This window comes from Paracoccus sp. KKT209 (assembly GCF_055635455.1).
Window position 1 is genome coordinate 147,728 of sequence record NZ_JBVMWB010000002.1, and the last position, 18,698, is coordinate 166,425.

At 66.4% G+C, this 18,698-nt stretch carries 16 protein-coding genes; 4 read left to right on the top strand and 12 right to left on the bottom strand.

Annotation, left to right across the window (positions count from 1 at the left end; translation table 11 throughout):
* Positions 1–131 precede the first annotated feature (131 nt).
* Positions 132–1,790 carry a GMC oxidoreductase gene (locus tag ACZ2G3_RS16830; protein WP_470399632.1) on the top strand — a complete coding sequence of 553 codons (1,659 nt, stop codon included), beginning with the start codon at positions 132–134 and terminating at the stop codon, positions 1,788–1,790.
* On the opposite strand, the gene ACZ2G3_RS16835 is transcribed toward ACZ2G3_RS16830, so the two are convergent.
* Positions 1,736–2,815: a DegT/DnrJ/EryC1/StrS family aminotransferase gene (locus tag ACZ2G3_RS16835; RefSeq protein WP_470399634.1), complete on the bottom strand. Its 1,080-nt coding sequence runs from the start codon at positions 2,813–2,815 to the stop codon at positions 1,736–1,738. The genes ACZ2G3_RS16830 and ACZ2G3_RS16835 overlap by 55 nt on opposite strands.
* Before the next feature lie 541 nt (positions 2,816–3,356).
* On the opposite strand from ACZ2G3_RS16835, the gene ACZ2G3_RS16840 reads away from it, so the two are divergent.
* The 3 genes from ACZ2G3_RS16840 (at position 3,357) to ACZ2G3_RS16850 (ending at position 6,005) form a co-directional block, all read left to right on the top strand.
* Entirely contained in the window at positions 3,357–4,244 is an 888-nt protein-coding gene (locus tag ACZ2G3_RS16840) for a sulfotransferase domain-containing protein (protein WP_470399636.1), read from the top strand.
* Positions 4,245–4,393: 149 nt separating this feature from the next.
* A complete protein-coding gene (locus tag ACZ2G3_RS16845) occupies positions 4,394–5,365 on the top strand; it encodes an ATP-grasp domain-containing protein (protein ID WP_470399638.1) in 972 nt (323 codons plus the stop codon).
* On the top strand, positions 5,343–6,005 hold the full coding sequence (locus tag ACZ2G3_RS16850; RefSeq protein ID WP_470399640.1) for an HAD family hydrolase: 663 nt from the start codon (positions 5,343–5,345) through the stop codon (positions 6,003–6,005). Before ACZ2G3_RS16845 ends, ACZ2G3_RS16850 begins: the two co-directional genes overlap by 23 nt.
* Here ACZ2G3_RS16850 and ACZ2G3_RS16855 read toward each other — a convergent pair.
* Genes ACZ2G3_RS16855 through ACZ2G3_RS16905 form a run of 11 tightly spaced genes read right to left on the bottom strand, consistent with a single transcriptional unit; the run spans position 5,969 to position 18,585 of the window.
* Positions 5,969–7,114, bottom strand: a complete 1,146-nt coding sequence (locus ACZ2G3_RS16855; protein WP_470399642.1) for a glycosyltransferase — start codon at positions 7,112–7,114, stop codon at positions 5,969–5,971. The two genes, ACZ2G3_RS16850 and ACZ2G3_RS16855, sit on opposite strands and share 37 nt — an antisense overlap.
* Positions 7,111–8,097: a glycosyltransferase family 2 protein gene (locus ACZ2G3_RS16860; protein WP_470399644.1), complete on the bottom strand. Its 987-nt coding sequence runs from the start codon at positions 8,095–8,097 to the stop codon at positions 7,111–7,113. The genes ACZ2G3_RS16855 and ACZ2G3_RS16860 overlap by 4 nt, the downstream gene beginning before the upstream one ends.
* Positions 8,094–9,056, bottom strand: a complete 963-nt coding sequence (locus tag ACZ2G3_RS16865; protein WP_470399646.1) for an NAD-dependent epimerase/dehydratase family protein — start codon at positions 9,054–9,056, stop codon at positions 8,094–8,096. The genes ACZ2G3_RS16860 and ACZ2G3_RS16865 overlap by 4 nt, the downstream gene beginning before the upstream one ends.
* Positions 9,057–9,066: 10 nt before the next feature.
* The gene (locus ACZ2G3_RS16870; RefSeq protein WP_470399648.1) at positions 9,067–10,320 is read right to left on the bottom strand and encodes a methyltransferase domain-containing protein; all 1,254 of its coding nucleotides are present in this window, start codon (positions 10,318–10,320) and stop codon (positions 9,067–9,069) included.
* A 2-nt stretch (positions 10,321–10,322) separates the two neighbouring features.
* Positions 10,323–11,525, bottom strand: coding sequence for an aminotransferase class I/II-fold pyridoxal phosphate-dependent enzyme (locus ACZ2G3_RS16875; protein ID WP_470399649.1), 1,203 nt, complete (start codon positions 11,523–11,525; stop codon positions 10,323–10,325).
* 9 nt (positions 11,526–11,534) lie between these two features.
* Positions 11,535–12,686 carry a CDP-glucose 4,6-dehydratase gene (gene rfbG / locus ACZ2G3_RS16880; protein WP_470399651.1) on the bottom strand — a complete coding sequence of 384 codons (1,152 nt, stop codon included), beginning with the start codon at positions 12,684–12,686 and terminating at the stop codon, positions 11,535–11,537.
* Positions 12,683–13,495 (bottom strand): glucose-1-phosphate cytidylyltransferase, encoded by an 813-nt coding sequence (gene rfbF / locus ACZ2G3_RS16885; protein ID WP_419269483.1) that lies wholly within the window; start codon positions 13,493–13,495, stop codon positions 12,683–12,685. The genes rfbG and rfbF overlap by 4 nt, the downstream gene beginning before the upstream one ends.
* Positions 13,492–15,093, bottom strand: coding sequence for a hypothetical protein (locus ACZ2G3_RS16890; protein ID WP_470399654.1), 1,602 nt, complete (start codon positions 15,091–15,093; stop codon positions 13,492–13,494). The genes rfbF and ACZ2G3_RS16890 overlap by 4 nt, the downstream gene beginning before the upstream one ends.
* On the bottom strand, positions 15,090–15,494 hold the full coding sequence (locus tag ACZ2G3_RS16895; RefSeq protein ID WP_470399656.1) for a GtrA family protein: 405 nt from the start codon (positions 15,492–15,494) through the stop codon (positions 15,090–15,092). Before ACZ2G3_RS16895 ends, ACZ2G3_RS16890 begins: the two co-directional genes overlap by 4 nt.
* The gene (locus tag ACZ2G3_RS16900) at positions 15,485–16,693 is read right to left on the bottom strand and encodes a glycosyltransferase family 4 protein (protein WP_470399658.1); all 1,209 of its coding nucleotides are present in this window, start codon (positions 16,691–16,693) and stop codon (positions 15,485–15,487) included. Before ACZ2G3_RS16900 ends, ACZ2G3_RS16895 begins: the two co-directional genes overlap by 10 nt.
* A complete protein-coding gene (locus ACZ2G3_RS16905; protein WP_470399660.1) occupies positions 16,690–18,585 on the bottom strand; it encodes a polysaccharide biosynthesis protein in 1,896 nt (631 codons plus the stop codon). The genes ACZ2G3_RS16900 and ACZ2G3_RS16905 overlap by 4 nt, the downstream gene beginning before the upstream one ends.
* Between the last annotated feature and the right edge of the window lie 113 nt (positions 18,586–18,698).

Below are 18,698 nucleotides of genomic sequence, written 5' to 3' on the forward strand. Positions count from 1 at the left end.
GTGGGCTGTCGGGGGCAGGTCGGTTTGACCCTCGGTGCCCGGTTCCGATGGTCAATCATCAACACAGTTTGTTTGGACATTTGCGGTAAGCCTGTGCCAGATGAAATCTTTTGGTGCGAGAGTTTCAGAGTATGGCGGTGGATATGTGGGCGGGCTTGCCGGTATCGGACGGCAGCAGATTTGATGCGATCGTTGTCGGTGCCGGGGCCGCCGGTGGGGTCGCGGCGGCGCGGCTGTGCGAGGCGGGGCTGAGCGTGGTGGTTCTGGAAGCGGGGCTGCCCCGGCCACGTCCCGTGGATCCTTTTACCAAATCCCTGACGGCGGTGGCGCGGTTTCTCGACCGAACTGATGCCGAGAGCAGGCTTCCCCCGCGCGTCACGCGCTTTGGAGAACGGGCATTCCGCCTGCTGGGGCGCGTCCGCCAGCCCGTCCAGTCGCGCTGTTTCGCTTGGGCCATGGCGCCCGATATTCTGGTCGATGACCGTTCCGTGCCGTACGAGACCGAAGAAGGCAGCCGCTTTCTGTGGTTCCGGTCCCGGCAGCCGGGGGGGCGCATGCTGGTCCCGGGGCATGGCCGCCAGTATTATCGGCTGGCCGGGATGGCGCGGGCTGCCGGCGACAGGGACACGGGCTGGCCCTTCGAAGTTGAAGAACTGGATGCCTCCTATGCTTGGGTCGAGGACAGGCTGCGCCTGAGCGGCAGCGCCCGCCCCACGCCCGGCCCGCTGAGCAGCCGGCTGGCCCATATCCTGGAGCCGACGAAGTCCGAGCAGGTGATCATGGAGGTGATCCGGTCCCGTTGGCCGCAAGCGCAACCCGTCCTGGGAAGCTCGGCCCCGCCCCTCGCCTGGCTGGATCTGGCCGCCGAGACCGGCCGCCTGACGTGCCAGGCGGGCGCCGTGGTGCGGCGTGTCCTAAAGGATGACCAGGGATCGGCCGCAGGTGTGGAATGGATCGACAGCCGCACTGGCGACATCCGCACGGTCCGCGCGCCGATCGTCTTTCTCTGTGCATCGACGATTGAAAGCACCCGCCTGCTCCTGTTGTCCCGCGGGGACGACGCGGGTTCTGGGGCGGATTCTGGTACGGGGACAGGCTCGCCCGCGCTCGGCGCCTATCTCATGGATCATGCAGTGATGAGCGGGACGGGCTTCCGGTCCCGGCTGGACGATGTCCTTCCCGCGCAGTCGGAGCCCGGCCGGTGCATCCATATCCCGCCGCACCCTTCGATGGACGGGTTCTTCAGCCTGCAGATCCACGTCCATTCCAGACCCGGCGGAGGCGCGCGAGTTGACATCGTCTGCTTTGCCGAGATGCTGCCGGACCGCATGAACCGGGTGACGCTTTCCCCGTCGCGCCGCGACCGGCACGGCATGCCGATCCCGGTCATCCGCTTCCGCCACTCCGAGGAACAGCATGCCATCGCCCGCCGCCAGGCCGAGATCATCCGGCAGCTGGCCGCGGATCTGGGGCTGACGGATGTGACCGTCAACAGCCGCCTGTCGCCCGGCGGAACAAGCGTGCATGAATGCGGAACCGCCAGGATGGGCACGGACCCTGCCACCTCCGTCGTGGATCCCCACAACGAATGCTGGGATGTTCCGGGCCTTTACGTGACCGATGGCGCCTGCTTCCCCAGGCAGCATGTCCACAACCCGACCCTGACCATCATGGCGCTGACAACGCGCGCCGCGGCCTATGCGGCGGCGCGCCAGTCTTCGGCGATGCAGGACGATCAGTTCGCGCCGGACAGCTTGCGGGCGATCAACGCCATCAGGGGGGTGGGATAACGCAGCCCAAGCGTCACGATGCAGGTCCTGTCCAGGATATCGAGCGTCCGGGCACACATGTCCGGCGTATAGGTGATGTCGCGCTTGGCCCAGGCCCAGGGGTTCATCTTGGGGTGGAAGGTTCGCTTCTGCAGGATCGGCTCCCAGTTCGTGTAGAGATGCTTGGAGCTGTCGCGCAGACGGTTGTGGACGCCGCGCCGGCCGGTCAGTTCGATCGCCTTCTCCCGCGTGGGCGCCAGGATCGACAGGCTGACGGCCGACCCCGGATCATTGTGCGGCGTGACCCTGAACTCCTGGCTTCCGGACAAGATCTCGGCCAGAACGGCGCGGCGCTTTTGCATCCGGCGCAGCATCGGGATGACCTTCTTCAGCTGGACGCTCAGCATGGCACCGTCGATCTCGGTGACCTTCATGTTCATGCCCACGAATTCCGGCTCGTTCAACCGGTCCCCGTGCTGGCGGACCAGAGAGCCCAGGTCATGATAGCTTCGGGCACGAATGAAATAGCGCTCGTCATTGGTCAGGACGGCCCCGCCCTCGCCGATGTTCATGTTCTTCATCTTGTTGAAGCTGTAGGTGCCCAGGTCCCCGATTGCCCCGCAGTACCGGTCCTTGTAGGGGACCCCGACGCTCTGGCAGGCATCCTCGATGACGATCAGCCCATGCTCGCGGGCGATCGACATGATCGCATCCATGTCGCAGGGCGCGTTGACCATGTGCACCGGGATGATGGCCCGGGTATAGGGCGTGATCTTGGCACGGATGTCCTCGGGATCCATCGTCAGGGTCTCGTCGATGTCCACCAGGACCGGGACCGCGCCGACCTGCACCGGCGCCGCCGCGGTGGCCATCCAGGTATAGGCCGGCACCAGCACCTCGTCACCCGGCCCGATCCCCGCCGCCGCCAGTGCCGCGACAAGCGCGCTGGTCCCGGAGTTGACGGCCAGCACATGCCGGGCTCCGACGGCCTCGCCCAGCTCCCGCTCAAAGCGGGAGGTCAGGCCGGCTCCCGGCTCATAGCGCAACAGATGACCTTTCGCGATGGCGCGTCCGGCTGCAAACCACTCTCTCAGGCCGACATCTGGCACTGGTCACTCCTTTTTCTCACCTGCACAGGAACGCATGCTTCGGGCGGTTGTTCAACGTCCCTACAGGGATATGAACAAGAGTTCTTCACCGGTCCTCGGACAGCACCTCGGGACACGACGTCTGCGGTCACCCCTGCTCTCCGGGACAACGTTCGTCTAGCTCGGGGAGAGTGTCGGCGACTTCTGCCCCGGCCCTAACCGGCCGCCCTCTGGCGTGCCCTCCGGCATATGCTCGAAGGTTTCAACCTGGTCCGTGATGGGCTCCCTGTCTCGATGCTGCCGATGGTCCCGGCTGCCTGATCATCTGTCCTCTCAAGCCGGAGAGCGACGAAGATTTGCATTGAGGCCCTGACAATATCCACGGCCGCGTCCAGCACCGCGTTGCGATCTATGGAAAATCCCGATTGCCGCAATGCGCGGGCCGAGGTATTTTGGGACAGCCGAGACGGGATGACCGGGCCTTGCCGATATCTCCCTGTTGTCGGACATCATCGGTCTGGAGTGCGTGTTCATGAACGAGGTGCTCAGGCTGCCAGGTCTTGCTTGGCGTCGCGCTGTCAATTCGCTGGCGCTGCTCCGGCATATGGGCCAGGTCGACGCCGTACTTGCCTCCTATCCGAAATCGGGACGAACCTGGTTCCGCTTCATCCTGTCGTCCTATCTGGCAGAGCGGTTCGGCCTGATGCCGGCGGTGGACCTGCACATGATGTTCAGGGTCATGCCGAATTTCGACATGGATCAGGCGCGCGGCATCCCGGCCTTTGTCTTCGGCGCGCATCGGCCCCGCCCGCCTCTGGTGGCGGTCAGCCACCTTCCCTGTTCCCGGCTGCAGTTCCGCAGCCCTCCGGTCATCTTCATGCTGCGCGATCCGCGCGACGTGATGGTGTCGGCCTTTTTCCACGCAACGCGTCAAAAGCATCGCTTTCGCGGAGGAATGGAGCCGTTCCTGCGCGATCCTGATCAGGGCATCGCCGCGATGGTCCGCTATCTGAACGGGTGGGCGCCCGGTCTGAAGCACCGTCGCCACCTGGTCGTCACCTATGAGGGCCTGACACGCGACCCGCAGGCCGAAACGGCGCGGGTGCTGGGTTTCCTGAACGTCGAGGTCGTGGCGGCTGAACTGGAACGCGCGGTCGTCGCGGGGCAGTTCCGCAACATGCAGATCCTGGAACAGGCCGCCGGCCTGCCGGGGCATGAGTACGACCTGAGCGACCGTGAGAGCCTGCGCATGCGCCAGGGTAAGGTCAGGGGCTTTGCGGATTATCTGGATCCCGCAGAGGTCGAGCTGATCCAGACCACCTGTGCCCGCGAGCTTTCCCCTGCGGCCCAGGAACTGCTGTCCCGCACCGGCTGGCGTGCAGGCTGACGAATGTACCGGTCCAGCGGGCGATGGACCGCCGGCGCCGACCGGGTTTCTGCCCAACGGCGTGTCATGAGGAGCGTTTTCATGGTCATCGAACAGACCCTTGGACCACGACCTGTGCGGATACTTCCCGCCTGGAACTGCGGCACGTGATGGGCGCGCAGCAGATCGTGCGGGTGCTGATCTCTTCGGCAGGGCGTCGGGCTGCGCTGTTGCAGGCATTCCGTGGGGCAGGGGGGGACAGCATCCGAGTCGAGCTGCACGCCTGCGACCTTGACCCGGGCCTGTCAGCCGCCTGCGCACTTGCCGACGTTGCCCATCGGGTGCCGCGCTGCACCGATCCGACCTTCATCCCCGCGATCGACCGCATCGTGCGCGACCATGGCATCGACCTGATCGTCCCGACAATTGATCCCGAACTGCCGGCATATGCCGCCTCGGTCGATCTCTTGGCTGATGCGGGCGCAAGGGTGCATGTCAGCGCGCCTGGCGTGATCCACACTGTCCGCGACAAGCTGCGCACGATGCAGGTCCTGCAACGGGCGGGTGTACCCGTCCCGCCCACTTGGGACGAGCAGGCAGTTCGCGCATCCACTTCCGACCTGCGCTGGCCGCTGTTTGCGAAGCCCGTCGCGGGCAGCGCCAGCAGGGGCCTGGCGGTGCTTGCCGATCCGGACGACCTGCCGCCCGCCTTCCCCGAGCCGATGCTGTTCCAGCCCTGCCTCATCGGTCCGGAATACACCGTCAACATGTTCATCGACCAAGGCGGTGCTCTGCGCTGCACGATCCCGCATCGGCGCCTGCAGACGCGCGCCGGTGAGGTGGAGAAGGGGAAAACCGAGCGTCGCGCCGATCTGGCCCACGTCGCCAGCCAGATCCACGCGGCGCTGCCGGGGGCGCGGGGCGTGCTGTGCTTTCAGGTGATCGATGACAGGGAAACCGGCCCCCGGGTCATCGAGATCAATGCGCGTTTCGGAGGAGGGTATCCGTTGGCCCATCACGCCGGCGCGCGGTTTGCGGACTGGCTGGTGGACGAGGTGACGGGCCGCCCCTGCCGGGCCCATGACAACTGGCGCGACGGCGTCACCATGTTGCGTTTCGATGATGCCGTCTTCCAAGGCTGACCGGATCGTCTTTGACCTGGACGACACGCTGTATCTGGAGCGTGACTTCGCGATCAGCGGGTTCCGCGCAGTAGGGCTCTGGCTGAACCGGGACGATTTTGCCGCGCGCTGTCAAGAACTGTTCGACGGCGGCTGCCGGGGCGACATCTTCGACCGGGCGCTGCAGGGCTCGGGGCTGTCGGCGCCGGTGGAGGCGCTGGTGCGGGTCTATCGCGACCATGTCCCGCAGATCGCGTTGTGCCCGGATGCCTCACGCTATCTGCGCGTCCATGGGGCGCGGGTCGGACTGATCACCGACGGGCCCGAACGCATGCAGCGGACCAAGATCGCCGTCTTGGGGCTGGAGGCCTATTGCGACGCCATCATCCCGACGGGCCAATGGCAGGGGAATTTCGGAAAGCCTCATCCACGCGCGTTCGAAATGATCGCCGGGCAGGCGGCCGGACGCCGCTGCGTCTATGTCGCGGACAATCCCGCCAAGGATTTCATCACGCCCAACCGGATGGGCTGGATCACGGTTCAGATCCTGCGGCCGCTGCGGGTGCATCGGGGCGACCCGCCGGATGCCGCCCATGCCGCGCGGCATCGCATTGACAGCCTGGATCACTTGGACGGCCTGCTGGTAGCCGGCCGCGACTGAACGCCGGCGCGCGGGCGGTGGTCTCCGGCACGTTGGGCGGCGGTGGCCATCGCTTCCTCGATCACCGCGTCCCACAGCCGCATGACCCGGTCGGGATGCAGATGCTGCGCAATGAGGTGAGGATGCCGGGAGAGGCGGTCGCGCAGGTCGGGGTTCAGGGCCAGCCGCGCCATTGCCCGCGTCAGGGCCGCCTCGTCGGCAGGGGCGACCAGCAGGCCGTTCAGCCCTTCGCGGATCATCTCCCGGGGGCCGAAGGGACAGTCGAACGAGACGATCGGCAGACCCGACGAGGCCGCCTCGGCCACCACGTTCGAAAACCCTTCAAAGCGGGAACTGACCACCAGCACGTCGCCAGCCTCCAGCCAGCCCCTGGGCGTGGTGACCGGGCCGGGCAACCGGATCCGATCGGTCAGGCCCGCGTCGCGCACTTGGCGTTCCAGGGCCGCGCGTTCGGGTCCCTCTCCATAGATGGTCAGGCGCGTGGCCGGAAACGCCGGAAGGGCGGCAAATGCGCGGATCAGGATGTCGAACCCCTTCTGCGCGTCCAGCCGTCCCACGGCGATGAACCGGCACAGGCCCGGTACGGGCGGAAGCCGCCGGAACTGCACCGCCGAGCAGACATTCGGCACGATCAGGGCACGGTCGCGCAGATCCGGCGGCAGCACGTCGCGACAGCCCTGTGTCTGCATCACGACCGCCGCGGCACGGCGGGCCAGGCTGTTCTGCAGGTTCGCCCAGAACCATGACTGCACCCGCGCATTGTTGCGTTCCGATATGGCCACCGGGATCCCGGTGCCGCGTACGGCCATCAAGGTCAGGCAGTTGATCTTGGTCAGGAACGACAGGATCATGTCGGGCCGCGTGTGGCGGATATGCCGCCGAATGGCGTAGAGCCTGCGCGCGTGCAGCAGCCTGTTGCGAGGGACGTGGCCTGCCAGCACGGTCAGCGGGATGCCGTCGGGATAGGGAAAGAAGGACCCCCCGTCCGGCATGTGCATCGCAACCACGTTCACCTGGTCGCCCTTGCCATGGCGGTGGGTCGCAACCTGGGCCATGATCTTTTCCGCTCCGCCGGCACCAAAGCCCCCCTGGATCATCATCAGCCTCATTCTGCGGCCTGCATGACGGTCTGGTCCGGGATGACGGCCTGGTTCGCCGGAGCGGAAACGTTCAGCGTCGCCTGCACGATCGGGACGTTGATGTTCTTGGTCTGCAGGAAGATGCGGCCGACATATTCGCCGACGATGCCCAGGAACATGGCGTTCAGCGTGATCGACATCAGCAGAAGGATGACCAGCGTGGCAAAGCCCGGGGGCCATTCCTGCCCAAGGATCAGCTTGCCGATCAGGTAGCCCAGCAGGACGAGGAAGGTCAGCAGCCCCACCAGGATCGAGGTCGTCGAGGCCAGCCGCAGGGGGACCAGCGAATGGTTCACCATCCCGTCCACCGCCAGCGACATCATCGCCCGAAGCGGAAACTTCGACGTCCCGGCCATGCGGGGGGCCCGATCATATTCGAGCCCGACCTGAGAAAAGCCCATCGCGCTGATCATGCCCCGCATGTAGGGCGACCGGTCCTCGCGCAGGCGTATCTGCTCCAGCAGGCACCGATCGGTCAGGCGGAACTCCCCGGCGTTGCGGGGCAGGTCGTCGGGGCTGATCCGGTCGATGACGGCATAAAAGCCGCGACGCAACGCCGCGACGACGGGCCCATCCGGCAGGCGGCGGCGGACGCCATAGACGACCTGGTGGCCCTGCCGCCACAGTTCCAGCATGCGGGGTATCAACTCGGGTGGGTCCTGCAGGTCGCAATCCAGCTGGATCGCGCATTCTCCCCGCGCCACCTTGTAGGCGTACATGACTGAATTCTGGTACCCGACGTTGCGCGAGAAGCGGTACACGCGAACCCGTGGATCCTCGGCCGCGATCCGGGTCAGCAGCGCAAAGGTGCAGTCAGTGGAGTGATTGTCGGTAAAGATGATCTCGGCCTCAAGGTCGGGCAGGGTGGCCAGGACCGCGCTGATGCGGCGGTGGCAGTCGTGCACCGTCGCCTCTTCGTTATAGGCGGGCACCAGGATTGAAATCAGCGTCATGCCAGTCGTTCCTTGTCCTGATGATGTCGGGCGGCGCGTTCCCAGGCCACGACCTGGGCCACCCCCCTGTCCAGGGGCATGGCGGGACGCCAGCCCAAGGCCCGCAAAGCCGGTGATGGATGGCAGGACAGCCGCCCCGCGAGGGGGTGCGGAGCGTCGGGAAGGAAACGGTCGGGACCGGGCGATCCCGTCACAGCGGATCGGATGATCCGGCACAGGTTCGCCATCCGCACGGGCCTTCCGGTGGAGACGCTCATCTGGTCCGGCAGCCGGCCTGCATGGCGCGCGATCAGCTGCAGGGCGGCCACGACATCGTCGACATGCAACAGGTCGCGTTCGGATCCAGGGCGCCTGACCGTCAGCGGCATCCCGTCCAGAGCCTTGGCGATGCAATCGGCGACCAGAAAGGAACGGTCCTGATCGCCCCCATAGGTCAGTGAAAGCCGCGCCGTCACGGAAGCATAGCGCCGACCGGGGTTTGTCATGCGCAACAGGTGGGTGCCCATCAGCGCCGACAGGCCATAGGCTGTCGTGGGGCGCTCACGCGCATCTTCGGTCAGGATGACGGGGGCCTCCCCTATTTCGGCCAGCGTGCCGGTGCGGACCAGGCTGTCGGGCGGAGGGTCGGCGGCATCCAGAACCTCCAGCAAGGCCTGAAGTGGAGCGAGGTTGGCGGCCATCGCATGGGTCAGGTCCGAGGCGTCGCCCCCAGCCAGGCGCGTCGCCGCTGCCAGGTGAAAGACATGGCGGGGCCGCACCTGCCGGACCAGCCGGGCCAGACCCGCGGTATCGAGGGGGTGCAACCGCACCAGGTCGATCTTCGCGGCCACTCCTGCCAGCCGCCATGGGTCCGAACCGGGACGCGAAATGATGGTGACACGATCACGCCGGGCCAGACAGTCGCGCACCAGATGCGATCCGATGAAGCCCGTTCCGCCCGTGATCATCACCTCTGCCATGGCGCGCCTTTCAGTCGACGATCCGGGGGCGGGGCAGCGGCAGGATGAAGCGGCTTCCCTGCGCCTCGAAATCGGCCAGCTGGGCGCGGATCTCGTCAAAGAAGTTCCACGCCAGCACCAGCAGATAATCGGGCCGCCGTTCGGCCAGTGCCGACGGGTCATGGATCGGGATCAGCATGCCGGGCGACAGCATCCCCTGTTTCAGCGGGTTGCGGTCGACCAGGAAATCCAACGTCTCGGGCCCGATGCCGAAAAAGTTCAGCAGCGTATTGCCCTTGGCCGGCGCGCCATATCCCGCGATGCTGGCGCCTTCGGATTTCAGCCGGGCCAGCAGCTGGCGCAGTTCTGCGCCGATGTCGTGGATGCGGTCGGCGAAGGCCGCAAAGCTGGCTGCGTCGCAAAGGCCTGCGTCGGCCTCGGCGGCCAGCATCCGTTCGACCTGGGCGCTTGGCGCGCCTGCGGCAGCGGCCTTGCGGATGAAGACCCGCATCGATCCGCCATGGACCGGCAGATGCGTCACGTCCACCACCGCCATGCCACACCGTTCCGCCAGCCGCACGACCGAAAGCAGGCTCATCTCCGACATGTGTTCGTGGTAGACGTTGTCGAACTCATTGGTGTGCAGGATGTCCAGGCACCACGGCACCTCGACAACGAACCAGCCGTCATCGGCCAGCAGGATGTCCACCCCCTGCAGGAACGCGACCAGGTCGCCGATATGGTTCAGCGTGTTGGTGGTCGAGATGACTTTGGCGGCTCCGTGCGCTTCGCGTACCTCGCGGGCGGTGTCAGGGCTGAAATAGGCCACATGCACCTGGACCCCGTTTTCCGCCGCGGTCCGGCTGAGGTTTTCGGCGGGGTCGATGCCCAAGGTCCGGCCGCTCATGCGGTTGGCAAAGCCCAGCATCAGCCCGTCGTTGCAGCCGATATCCACGATCAGCCCATCCGGCCGGGCCAGATCGACCAGCACCCGGGCCAAGCCCTCGAAGTGCCCGTGCATGGTGCGCGCAGCCGATGGCACGTAGAGATAATGCGTGAAGAAGCCATCAGGAATCTGGTCGGCCACCTGGATCATGCCGCAATCCAGGCAGGCCTGGGCGTTCAGCGGAAAGGTCGGCTGCGGCCTCTGACGGTCCTCCGGGCGGACGAACATGTTGGCGGGCGGATGATCGCCCATCGGCAGGAACAGCATTATCCGGCCTGATCCGCAGGCCCTGCAGCAGTCGAGCGTGCTGGCGCGCGCCTTCAGCGACATGTCGTTCATGGTCAGACCGCCTTTCTGGTGACGATGTTTGCGAACTCGGCGAAGCTGGCATGCATGAAGTCGATCTGCGCCTGTTCCAGCCCATGATGCAGCGCCAGCAGGATGCCGCCGCGCATCACGGCGTCGGCGACCGGGTAGCCGTGGGCATTTCGACGCATCGTGACATTGCGCATGGCAGGCTGGCGCAGGATGTTGCCGGTAAAGACCGGCCGGGTCTGGATGTCGCGCTGTTCCATCCAGATCTGCAGATCGCGGCGGGTGAAGGGCGCGCTGTCGCGCACGGTCAGCGGAAAGGCCAGCCAGCCGGTGCGCGAGGCGGGCAGTTGCCGGGGCAGGATGAACCAGTCTTCGTAGCGGGCGAAGAAATCCAGGTGCTGGGCGAAATGGGCCTCGCGCGCGCGGATGTTGCCGTCCAGGCGGCCCAGCTGGACCAGGCCGAAGGCGGCGCTGATCTCGGAGGGTTCCATGTTGTAGCCCAGTTCCTCGAACAGGAACTTGGCGTCATAGTCGATCCCGTCCAGTTCGACGTTGAAGCGGTTCTGGATGGTTTCGCTGTCGGTGAACAGCGATGACGTGCGCCCCCAGGACCGCAGCAGCAGCGCCCGCCGCGCCAGGGCGTCGTCGTTGACGCACAGCATTCCGCCATTGCCCGCCCCGTTGATGACATGGCTGCCGTAGAAGCTGGTGGTCGAGATGTCCGACAGCGTCCCGGTGCTGGTCCCGTCGATGGTAGCGCCTAACGTATCGGCGCTGTCCTCGATCACCATCAGGCCGTGGCGCTCGGCGATCCGGCGGATCTGCGGCCAGTCGGGCAGGTTGCCGATCAGCGAGGGCACCATGATCGCGCGCGTGTCGGGGCCGATCATCTCCTCGATCTGCGCGGCGTCGATGTTGTAGGTGGCCTCCGCCGCGTCCACAAAGGCAGGAACCAGCCCGTGCTGCACGATCGGCGCGACGGTCGTGGCGAATGTCAGCGCCGGAGTGATGATCTCCGACCCCTTGGGCAGATCCAGCAGCGCGACGGCGATGAAATTTGCCGATGATCCGGAATTGACCATGATCCCGTGACGCTTGGCGAACAGCGCCGCGACCTTGTCCTGCATCTCGCGCACGTGCCGGCCCATCTGGGTCGAACTGCGCAGAACCTGGACCACGGCCTCTATCTCTTCTTCGCCATGAACGGTCTGTCCGTAGTTTACACGCATCGGCGGCTCCTATTCTGCGGCCAGGCCATGGGGGATCGTATCGAGGGAGAGAGAGGTCAGCCGCGCCTGATAGGCGGCGATCTGGGCCAGCGTCACCGCGTGCATGTCGCGGCCGTCGGCATGTGCGCGATACCAGTCCGCCGTCAGGGCCAATGCCTCGTCCAAGGCAAGTCGGGGATGCCATCCGAGCCGCAGCCGCGCCTTGGTGCTGTCCAGCCGCAGCAGGCCGGCCTCGTGCGGCGCCGGACCCTCCTGGCCAAACTCGAAACAGGGAGCGTCCTCGCCCCAGTGGCGGGCAAGGCGGCGGCACAAATCGCCCACGGATACAGTGGCATCGGTATCGGGACCAAAATTCCACGGCCCTGCAGCTGATGGCCTGCAGCCGTCCAGCAGCCGCGCGCTCAGGGTCAGATACCCGGCCAGGGGCTCCAGCACATGCTGCCAGGGCCGGACGCTGCCGGGGTTGCGGATGACCGTCCGCTGGCCTGACCGCGTGGCGCGCACGATGTCCGGGATCAGGCGATGGGGGGCCTGGTCCCCGCCGCCGATCACGTTGCCTGCCCGCGCTGAGGCCAGTTGAGGTCCTGCGGGATCATGGAAGAACGAACGGCGATAGGCCTGCGCGACAAGTTCGGTACAGGCCTTGGATGCGCTGTAGGGGTCAGATCCGCCCAAGGGGTCGGTCTCGCGGTAGCCCCAGTCCCATTCGTTGTTTTCGTAGCACTTGTCGCTGCTGACCACCACCACGCCCGTCACAGAGGGTTGCCGCCGCGCCAGATCGAGCACATTGGCGGTGCCGACCACATTCGTGGCAAAGGTTCCCGCAGGGTCGGAATAGCCGTCGCGAACGATCGCTTGGGCTGCCATATGGATGACGATGTCCGGGCGGAACCCCTGTGCGGCAGCATCCAGAGCCTGCGGATCGTTGATGTCGGCCAGGCGGCTGTCGCAATGAGCCTCCACCCCCGCAACGGTATAGAGAGCGTCCCGGTTGTCAGGGGCCAGGGCGATGCCCCGGACCTCCGCCCCCAGGTGGTCAAGCCACAGCGTCAGCCAGCTGCCCTTGAAGCCGGTATGTCCGGTCAGCAATATGCGCGCGCCGGCAAGGGCGCCGCCAAAGGGGCGCGGCCCGGCAGGGTCGGGGGGCGGAACCGGCGTCATATCGCCACGACCACGCGCGCTTCGTGCCGGTCCCCCTCGGCGTCGAACTGCAGCCATGGGGGCGTCCCTTCGCAGCAGAGGGCGTTCAGGGAATTGCGGTCGCGGACCGTGTCCATCGGGTGCCAGAAGCCGTAATGCTTGTAGGCCATCAGCTCGCCGTCCTGGGTCAGCTGCATCAGGGGCGACTGTTCCAAGGGCTCCATGTCGTCCACCAGGTAGTCGAAGACGCCCGGTTCAAAGACGAAATAGCCGCCGTTGATCCAGGTTTCGTAGCGACGGACCTTTTCGGTAAAGGCGCTGACGCGGTTTCCAGACAGCTCCATGTTGCCGAACCGGGCGGGGGGCTGCACGGCGGTGACGGTGGCCAGCTTGCCGTGGCTGCGGTGAAAGGCCAGCAGACCGTCGATGTCGACATTGCCCAGCCCGTCGGAATAGGTGACCATGAACGTCTCGTCGCCGACCCAGTCCCGCAGGCGGCGGATGCGGCCGCTGGTCATCGTATGGGCGCCGGTATCGACCACGCTGACGTTCCAGCCCCCCGCGCTGATCGGCCGGAGAGAGATCGTGCCCGTGTCCACCGACACGCTGATGTCATTGGCAATCAGGTGATAGTTGGCAAAGAATTGCTTCAGCATCAGGCACTTGTAGCCAGCTGCCACGACAAATTCGGTTTGGCCGAACTGGCTGTAGATGTCCATCACATGGGCGATGATGGGGCGGCCGCCGATCTCGACCATGGGTTTCGGGATCGTGGTGGTTTCCTCGGCAAGGCGCGAACCAAGGCCGCCGGCAAGCAGGATCGTCTTCATGAGCTTTCTCCGGGCAACGTGGACAACGGGTCGGGAAGGGGGCGCTGCCACAGGGTGCCTTGGCCATAACGGTCGCTCAGGGCAGGCAGGACGGTGGCCTGGAACCCGTGGCGGCGGGCATAAGCGACCAGGGCGCGTTCCAGCCCCGGGTCGAAGCCCGTCAGGATGGCGGCGGGCGGGGTGGCGGCGAACAGGGCCTCAAGGTCACGGGGGCCGGCCATGACATAGAGGGCGCGCAAACCCGGTGGCGTCACATCGGCCACCCGGTAGGCAAAGGGGCCGGCTGCGAATTCGGGATAGATGGGCAGGCCGGCCTGCAACGGGTAGAGCGGCGACAGGGTGGCAACCGGACCAGGGGTCAACGTCGCATCGTTCAGGGCCTGCGCGCCGGCGGCCAAGCGGGCCGGGGTCAGCCGATCGGGATCGTGCAGCGCCCGCAGTCCCGGCGCCAGGCGCGGCGCCGCCAGCGTCAGCATCAGGGCGCAGGCGACAAGCAGCCCGGGCACCAACCGTGCCCGTTCCGCCGGATCAAGGCGCCCGACCAGCAGCGCGGTCAGCAGCGGCAGCCCGATCAGCGGTGGGGCAAAATACTGCGGAAAGCCAGGACTGGGCAGGAACCCCATGGCCGCAGCGCTGACCGTCGCCGCCGCCACCATGGCCACCGCACCCGTCAGCCGGTGCCACGCCAGGACGAGGGCCAGCAGCATCACGAACAGCGCCAGCAGGGAGGTGCCCGACAGCCACATCGTTTGGGCCAGCCGCAACTTGGCCTCCAAAGTCAGGGCCAGACCCGGCTCGCTCGACATGTTGGCCTGCCAATAGGCCACCTGCGGTCCCAGATGATAGCCCAGGACATGGGCCATGAACCGGTCGGGCATGGTGACCAGCAGCCAGAACAGTGGCAGCGCACCCACCGCCCCCCCAAGCGCCACGGGCAAGGCCAGTCGCCTGGCGCGCTGCCCGAGGGAAAGCTCCTTCGGGAGCAGGAAGCAGGCCACGGCCACGGCAGGAATGACGGCAGCCGCGCTGACCTTGAGGCCCGCAGCAATCGAAAGCATGGCCCCGGCGATAAAAAGGCGGCCAAAAGGCAGCTCGCCTTCGCTCAGCGACACCGCGATCAGGCCAAGGCCCAACATCGCGAAGGGCAGCGGCAGCAGGTTGTTCGTGGCCGCCATTCCGGTCTGGCCCAGCAGCACATCGGCCGTCAGAAGGCTTGCCACGCAAAACGCGGCCACGACCGCCGACCGCGTCAGTCGCCAGCCGAGCCACCCGGCCCCGCCGAGCAGCAGCAGCCAGGCCGCAAAGACCGTCAAGCGCCCTGCCGCCAGCAGCCCCAGATCCGGCAGCAGCATGTGGACGCCCCGGAACAGCCAGGCCGAATAGGGCACGTGGTTGTAGAACAGCTGGTCGTACAGCCGGTAGTCGTCCAGCAGCGCGGCGGGCGGCAGGAACATGAACTCGTCGCGGCGCAGGTCATAGCCCATGATCCGTCCGAAAAGCGCACCCAGGATCATGACCGTCGCGACCACCCCCGCCGCGGGCAGCACCTTTTTCCAAGGGTGGGTCCCGATGACCGCAGGGCGTTCGACTAGGCTCATGCGGACACTCCGCCACGATGGCCCATCACCCGACCGACCAGTCGCCATGACAGCATGACGGCAAAGGGCAGGATCATCAGCTGGGCCAGCAGCGGCCCGACGCCCAGGTCCATGACCATGGCCAATCCGGCCGCGTTCAGCGCATAGATCAGCACATAGGCCGCGACATAGGCGGGCAGGCGCCCCCAGCCCTCCACGGCAAAGACCAGCCGCGTGTGCAGGTGGTAATTCCACAGGGCACCCAGGACGAACTGCACGACCAGCGCCCCTTGGGCCGGCAGCCCCGCCAGCACCGACAGCGCATAGACGCCATAGCCAAAGGCGGTGTTCGCCAATCCAACGCCCAGAAACCGCGTCAGGACTGCACGTTGCGGCTGCCGCGTTTTGGCGATCAGGCCCATGACGGCACCTCCACGGGTTGCGGCGCAGCCTCGGGCTCCAGCCCCAGCTGGGTCAGCAGCAGGCGGTTGACGTCATGCACATCGTGGTGGGCCATCACCCGGGCCCGGGCCTGCGCGCCCATCCGCTCCACCAGCGCGGGGTTCTGAAGGAAACGGCGCATGGCGGCGGCAAGGGCCGCGACATCGGCCATCGGCACGACCAGGCCGGCTTCACCGTCCACGACCGTTTCGCCGCAGCCTGGGGCATTGGTGGTGATGATCGGCCGCCCGCAGGCCATCGCCTCCAGAATGGTCCGTGGCACACCCTCGCGCAGTCGGGTGGGCAGAACGAAGGCATGGCAAGCCTGCAGGTAGGGGCGCACGTCCCGCGTGGCGCCGTGATAGGTGATCCCCGCCCCCTGCCAGGCCCGCAGTGTTGCATCGCTGACCGCGTCGGGGTTGCTGTCGCACGGCCCCACCAGATCCAGGCGAAACCGGTGTCCTTCGGCCAGCAGCTGCCGGGCGGCGGCAACCAGATCATCCACGCCCTTGCTGTGCAGCATCCGTCCCACGAACAAAAACGCCGGCACGCCCTCGGGCAGCGGCGTCGGACGGAACCGGTCGGTGTCGACCCCGGACCCCGGAACGGCGATCAGCCGCGCATGGGCGGGAACCAGGCGGAACCTGCGCAGGTCGCGCGCCTCGGCGGGGTTGTAATAGAAAGCCAGCCGCGTGTTGCGGGTGGCGATGCGGTGCAGCGCGATGGACACCCCACGCACCATGCGCCGCTTGCCGGACGGTGTCGGATCGCAGAAAGCATAGCCCAGCCCCGTGAACAGGGGACAGCAGCGCAGATCCCCCTCCAGCCGCGCGGCTAGGCAGCCATAGATGATGGGCTTCATGGTATAAGGCAGGACCAGGTCGGGGCGCCGGTCCCGCAGCATGCGCCGCAGCGATCGCAAGGTCTGAAGATCGGACCACGGGTTCAGGCCGGTGCGATCCATCGGCAGGGTCAGCGGCTCGATCCCTTCGGCGCGGAGGGCGGTCTCGGTCAAGGTGTCGAAATCGGGGGCCGCGGCCAATATTCGGTGGCCGTGTCTCCGCATGCGGCGCATCAGATCCAGCCGGAAGTTCACCAGCGACCATGCCAGGCTGGCGATCACCAGCACGGTCTGCGGGCGTGCCGGAGCCACCGGTGGCAGGGTCGGGACGGTATTCATGCGACCGCTCCGACGGCGACCTGCCTGTTTCGGGGCAGTTGGACGGATATCGCCCGTTCGGGCGCTGTCGAGGGCGTGCCATAGCCCGGAACCAGGTCTGACAGCCCGGCGCGCACCAGGTCCTCATCGCCAGCCCGTGCGGCTTTTTCCAGCCGCAGCATGGCCGCACGAAGCCGCGATATCGGAACCGGATGGGGAATGGCGCAGGTCACCCCGGCGAATCCGGCCGGCACGATTCGTTCATTGCGGTCGAACAGTTCCTCGAACAGCTTCTCGCCGGGGCGGATCCCGACGAATTCGACCTTGATGTCCTTTCCGGGGACCTTCCCCGCCATCGTGATCATCCGCTCCGCCAGGTCGACGATGCGCACCGGGGAGCCCATGTCCAGCACGAAGATGCGGCCGGTGTCGTGACCGTCCTTCAGGCCCTGGGCAGCCGCCAGCAGGGTCAGTTCGACCGCCTCGCGGATGGTCATGAAATAGCGTTCCATCTGCGGATCGGTGACAGTCAGCGGTCCGCCCCGCGCGATCTGTTCCTGAAAGAGCGGGATCAGCGACCCCGATGATCCCAGTACATTGCCGAACCGCACGGTGAAGAACCGCGTGTCGCAGCCGATCTCGCGAGTGATCAGGTCCTGCGCCTGGCAATAGAATTCCCCGACGCGCTTGGTCGCGCCCATCACGTTGGTGGTGTTGACGGCCTTGTCGGTCGACACCTGCACCACCGCGCGGGCACCGGCCGCGCGGGCCGCATCGCAGATGTTGCGGGTGCCGATGACATTCGTCAGCACTCCTTCGCAGGGGTTCAACTCGACCAGCGGGACGTGCTTCAGGGCGGCGGCATTGAACACCAGGTCTGGCCGGTGTGCCTGGAAGATGGCGTTCACATGCGCCGCGTCGCGGACGCAGCAGATGTGCAGCCGCCGGGGCACCTGCGGGAAATGCCGCGCCAGAAGGCGGTCGATCTGATAGGCGTTCAGCTCGCAGTTCTCGATCAGCACCAGTTCGGAGGGCTGCAGCGACGCCAGCTGGCGCACCATTTCGCCGCCGATCGATCCGCCGGCGCCGGTGACCAGCACCTTCTGCCCGCGATAGGTGGCACGCAGCAGCTGGCGTTCCACCGTTTTCTGGGGGCGCATCAGCACGTCCTCGGGGTCGATCTCGTGACAGGAGGTGTCGTGGCTGACGGGCTCGGTCAGGTTGGGCAGCGACTTGACCTTGATGCCATGTGCCTCGGCCCAAGTCAGAAGGACGGCCATGCCGTCGCTGTCGAAATGGCTGACCGCCTCGGTGAGAAGGAGGCAGCGGGGCAGCTTTCCACTGGCCATCAGGCGGTCGATGACGGGTTGGGGCTGATGGACCGATCCCAGGATGGGAACACTGTGGAACAGCAGGTCCTTGCTGTCCATCGAACTGTCGATGATGCCCATCACCCGGTAGGTCGACAGGCCTTGATGGACCGCCCGCAGGAACAGGTCGCCTGTCGCGCCCAGACCGATCATCAGCACGGGGACCTCGTTGTCCCGGAGACGCTGCCGACGGCGGATCAACTCCCGCCCGCGGGCCGACAGCCGGGCGGCGCCGTGCATGGGCAGCAGGGCCAGGAACATGATCGGGAATGTCGTCAGAGGGATCTGGGGCAGCCAGTTGGTTCCCCGGGCCATTACCAGACTGCCTGCCACCGCCAGCGCCGTCCCCGGGACAAGCATCGTCAGGTCAGGCAGAGAAGAGGATTGGCTATGCCGGCAATAGAAACCGGCCACCACCATGAGCGGCAACATCACCACCAGGGAAAGGCCGATGAACAGGGGCAAGGCGGACAGCTCGGTCCAGTCGAAATGTGCGCCAGCCGACAGAACCGTGGCAATGCAGGCGGCGACCGCGACCGCCACGGCATCCGCGGCTACAAGCCGTTTGTTGGCGACGAGTTCTGATTTATGGCGAACGGGATTCCGAATAAGCCGCCAGTCCCGATCGGCATCATGCGGAAATCCAAAGTCCCAAA

Coding starts and splice junctions, on each gene's coding strand:
- ACZ2G3_RS16830 (WP_470399632.1), top strand. CDS start 132: ATGGCGGTGGATATGTGGGCGGGCTTGCCGGTATCGGACGGCAGCAGA.
- ACZ2G3_RS16845 (WP_470399638.1), top strand. CDS start 4,394: ATGGGCGCGCAGCAGATCGTGCGGGTGCTGATCTCTTCGGCAGGGCGT.
- ACZ2G3_RS16850 (WP_470399640.1), top strand. CDS start 5,343: ATGATGCCGTCTTCCAAGGCTGACCGGATCGTCTTTGACCTGGACGAC.
- ACZ2G3_RS16855 (WP_470399642.1), bottom strand. CDS start 7,114: ATGAGGCTGATGATGATCCAGGGGGGCTTTGGTGCCGGCGGAGCGGAA.
- ACZ2G3_RS16860 (WP_470399644.1), bottom strand. CDS start 8,097: ATGACGCTGATTTCAATCCTGGTGCCCGCCTATAACGAAGAGGCGACG.
- ACZ2G3_RS16865 (WP_470399646.1), bottom strand. CDS start 9,056: ATGGCAGAGGTGATGATCACGGGCGGAACGGGCTTCATCGGATCGCAT.
- ACZ2G3_RS16870 (WP_470399648.1), bottom strand. CDS start 10,320: ATGAACGACATGTCGCTGAAGGCGCGCGCCAGCACGCTCGACTGCTGC.
- ACZ2G3_RS16875 (WP_470399649.1), bottom strand. CDS start 11,525: ATGCGTGTAAACTACGGACAGACCGTTCATGGCGAAGAAGAGATAGAG.
- rfbG (WP_470399651.1), bottom strand. CDS start 12,686: ATGACGCCGGTTCCGCCCCCCGACCCTGCCGGGCCGCGCCCCTTTGGC.
- rfbF (WP_419269483.1), bottom strand. CDS start 13,495: ATGAAGACGATCCTGCTTGCCGGCGGCCTTGGTTCGCGCCTTGCCGAG.
- ACZ2G3_RS16890 (WP_470399654.1), bottom strand. CDS start 15,093: ATGAGCCTAGTCGAACGCCCTGCGGTCATCGGGACCCACCCTTGGAAA.
- ACZ2G3_RS16895 (WP_470399656.1), bottom strand. CDS start 15,494: ATGGGCCTGATCGCCAAAACGCGGCAGCCGCAACGTGCAGTCCTGACG.
- ACZ2G3_RS16900 (WP_470399658.1), bottom strand. CDS start 16,693: ATGAATACCGTCCCGACCCTGCCACCGGTGGCTCCGGCACGCCCGCAG.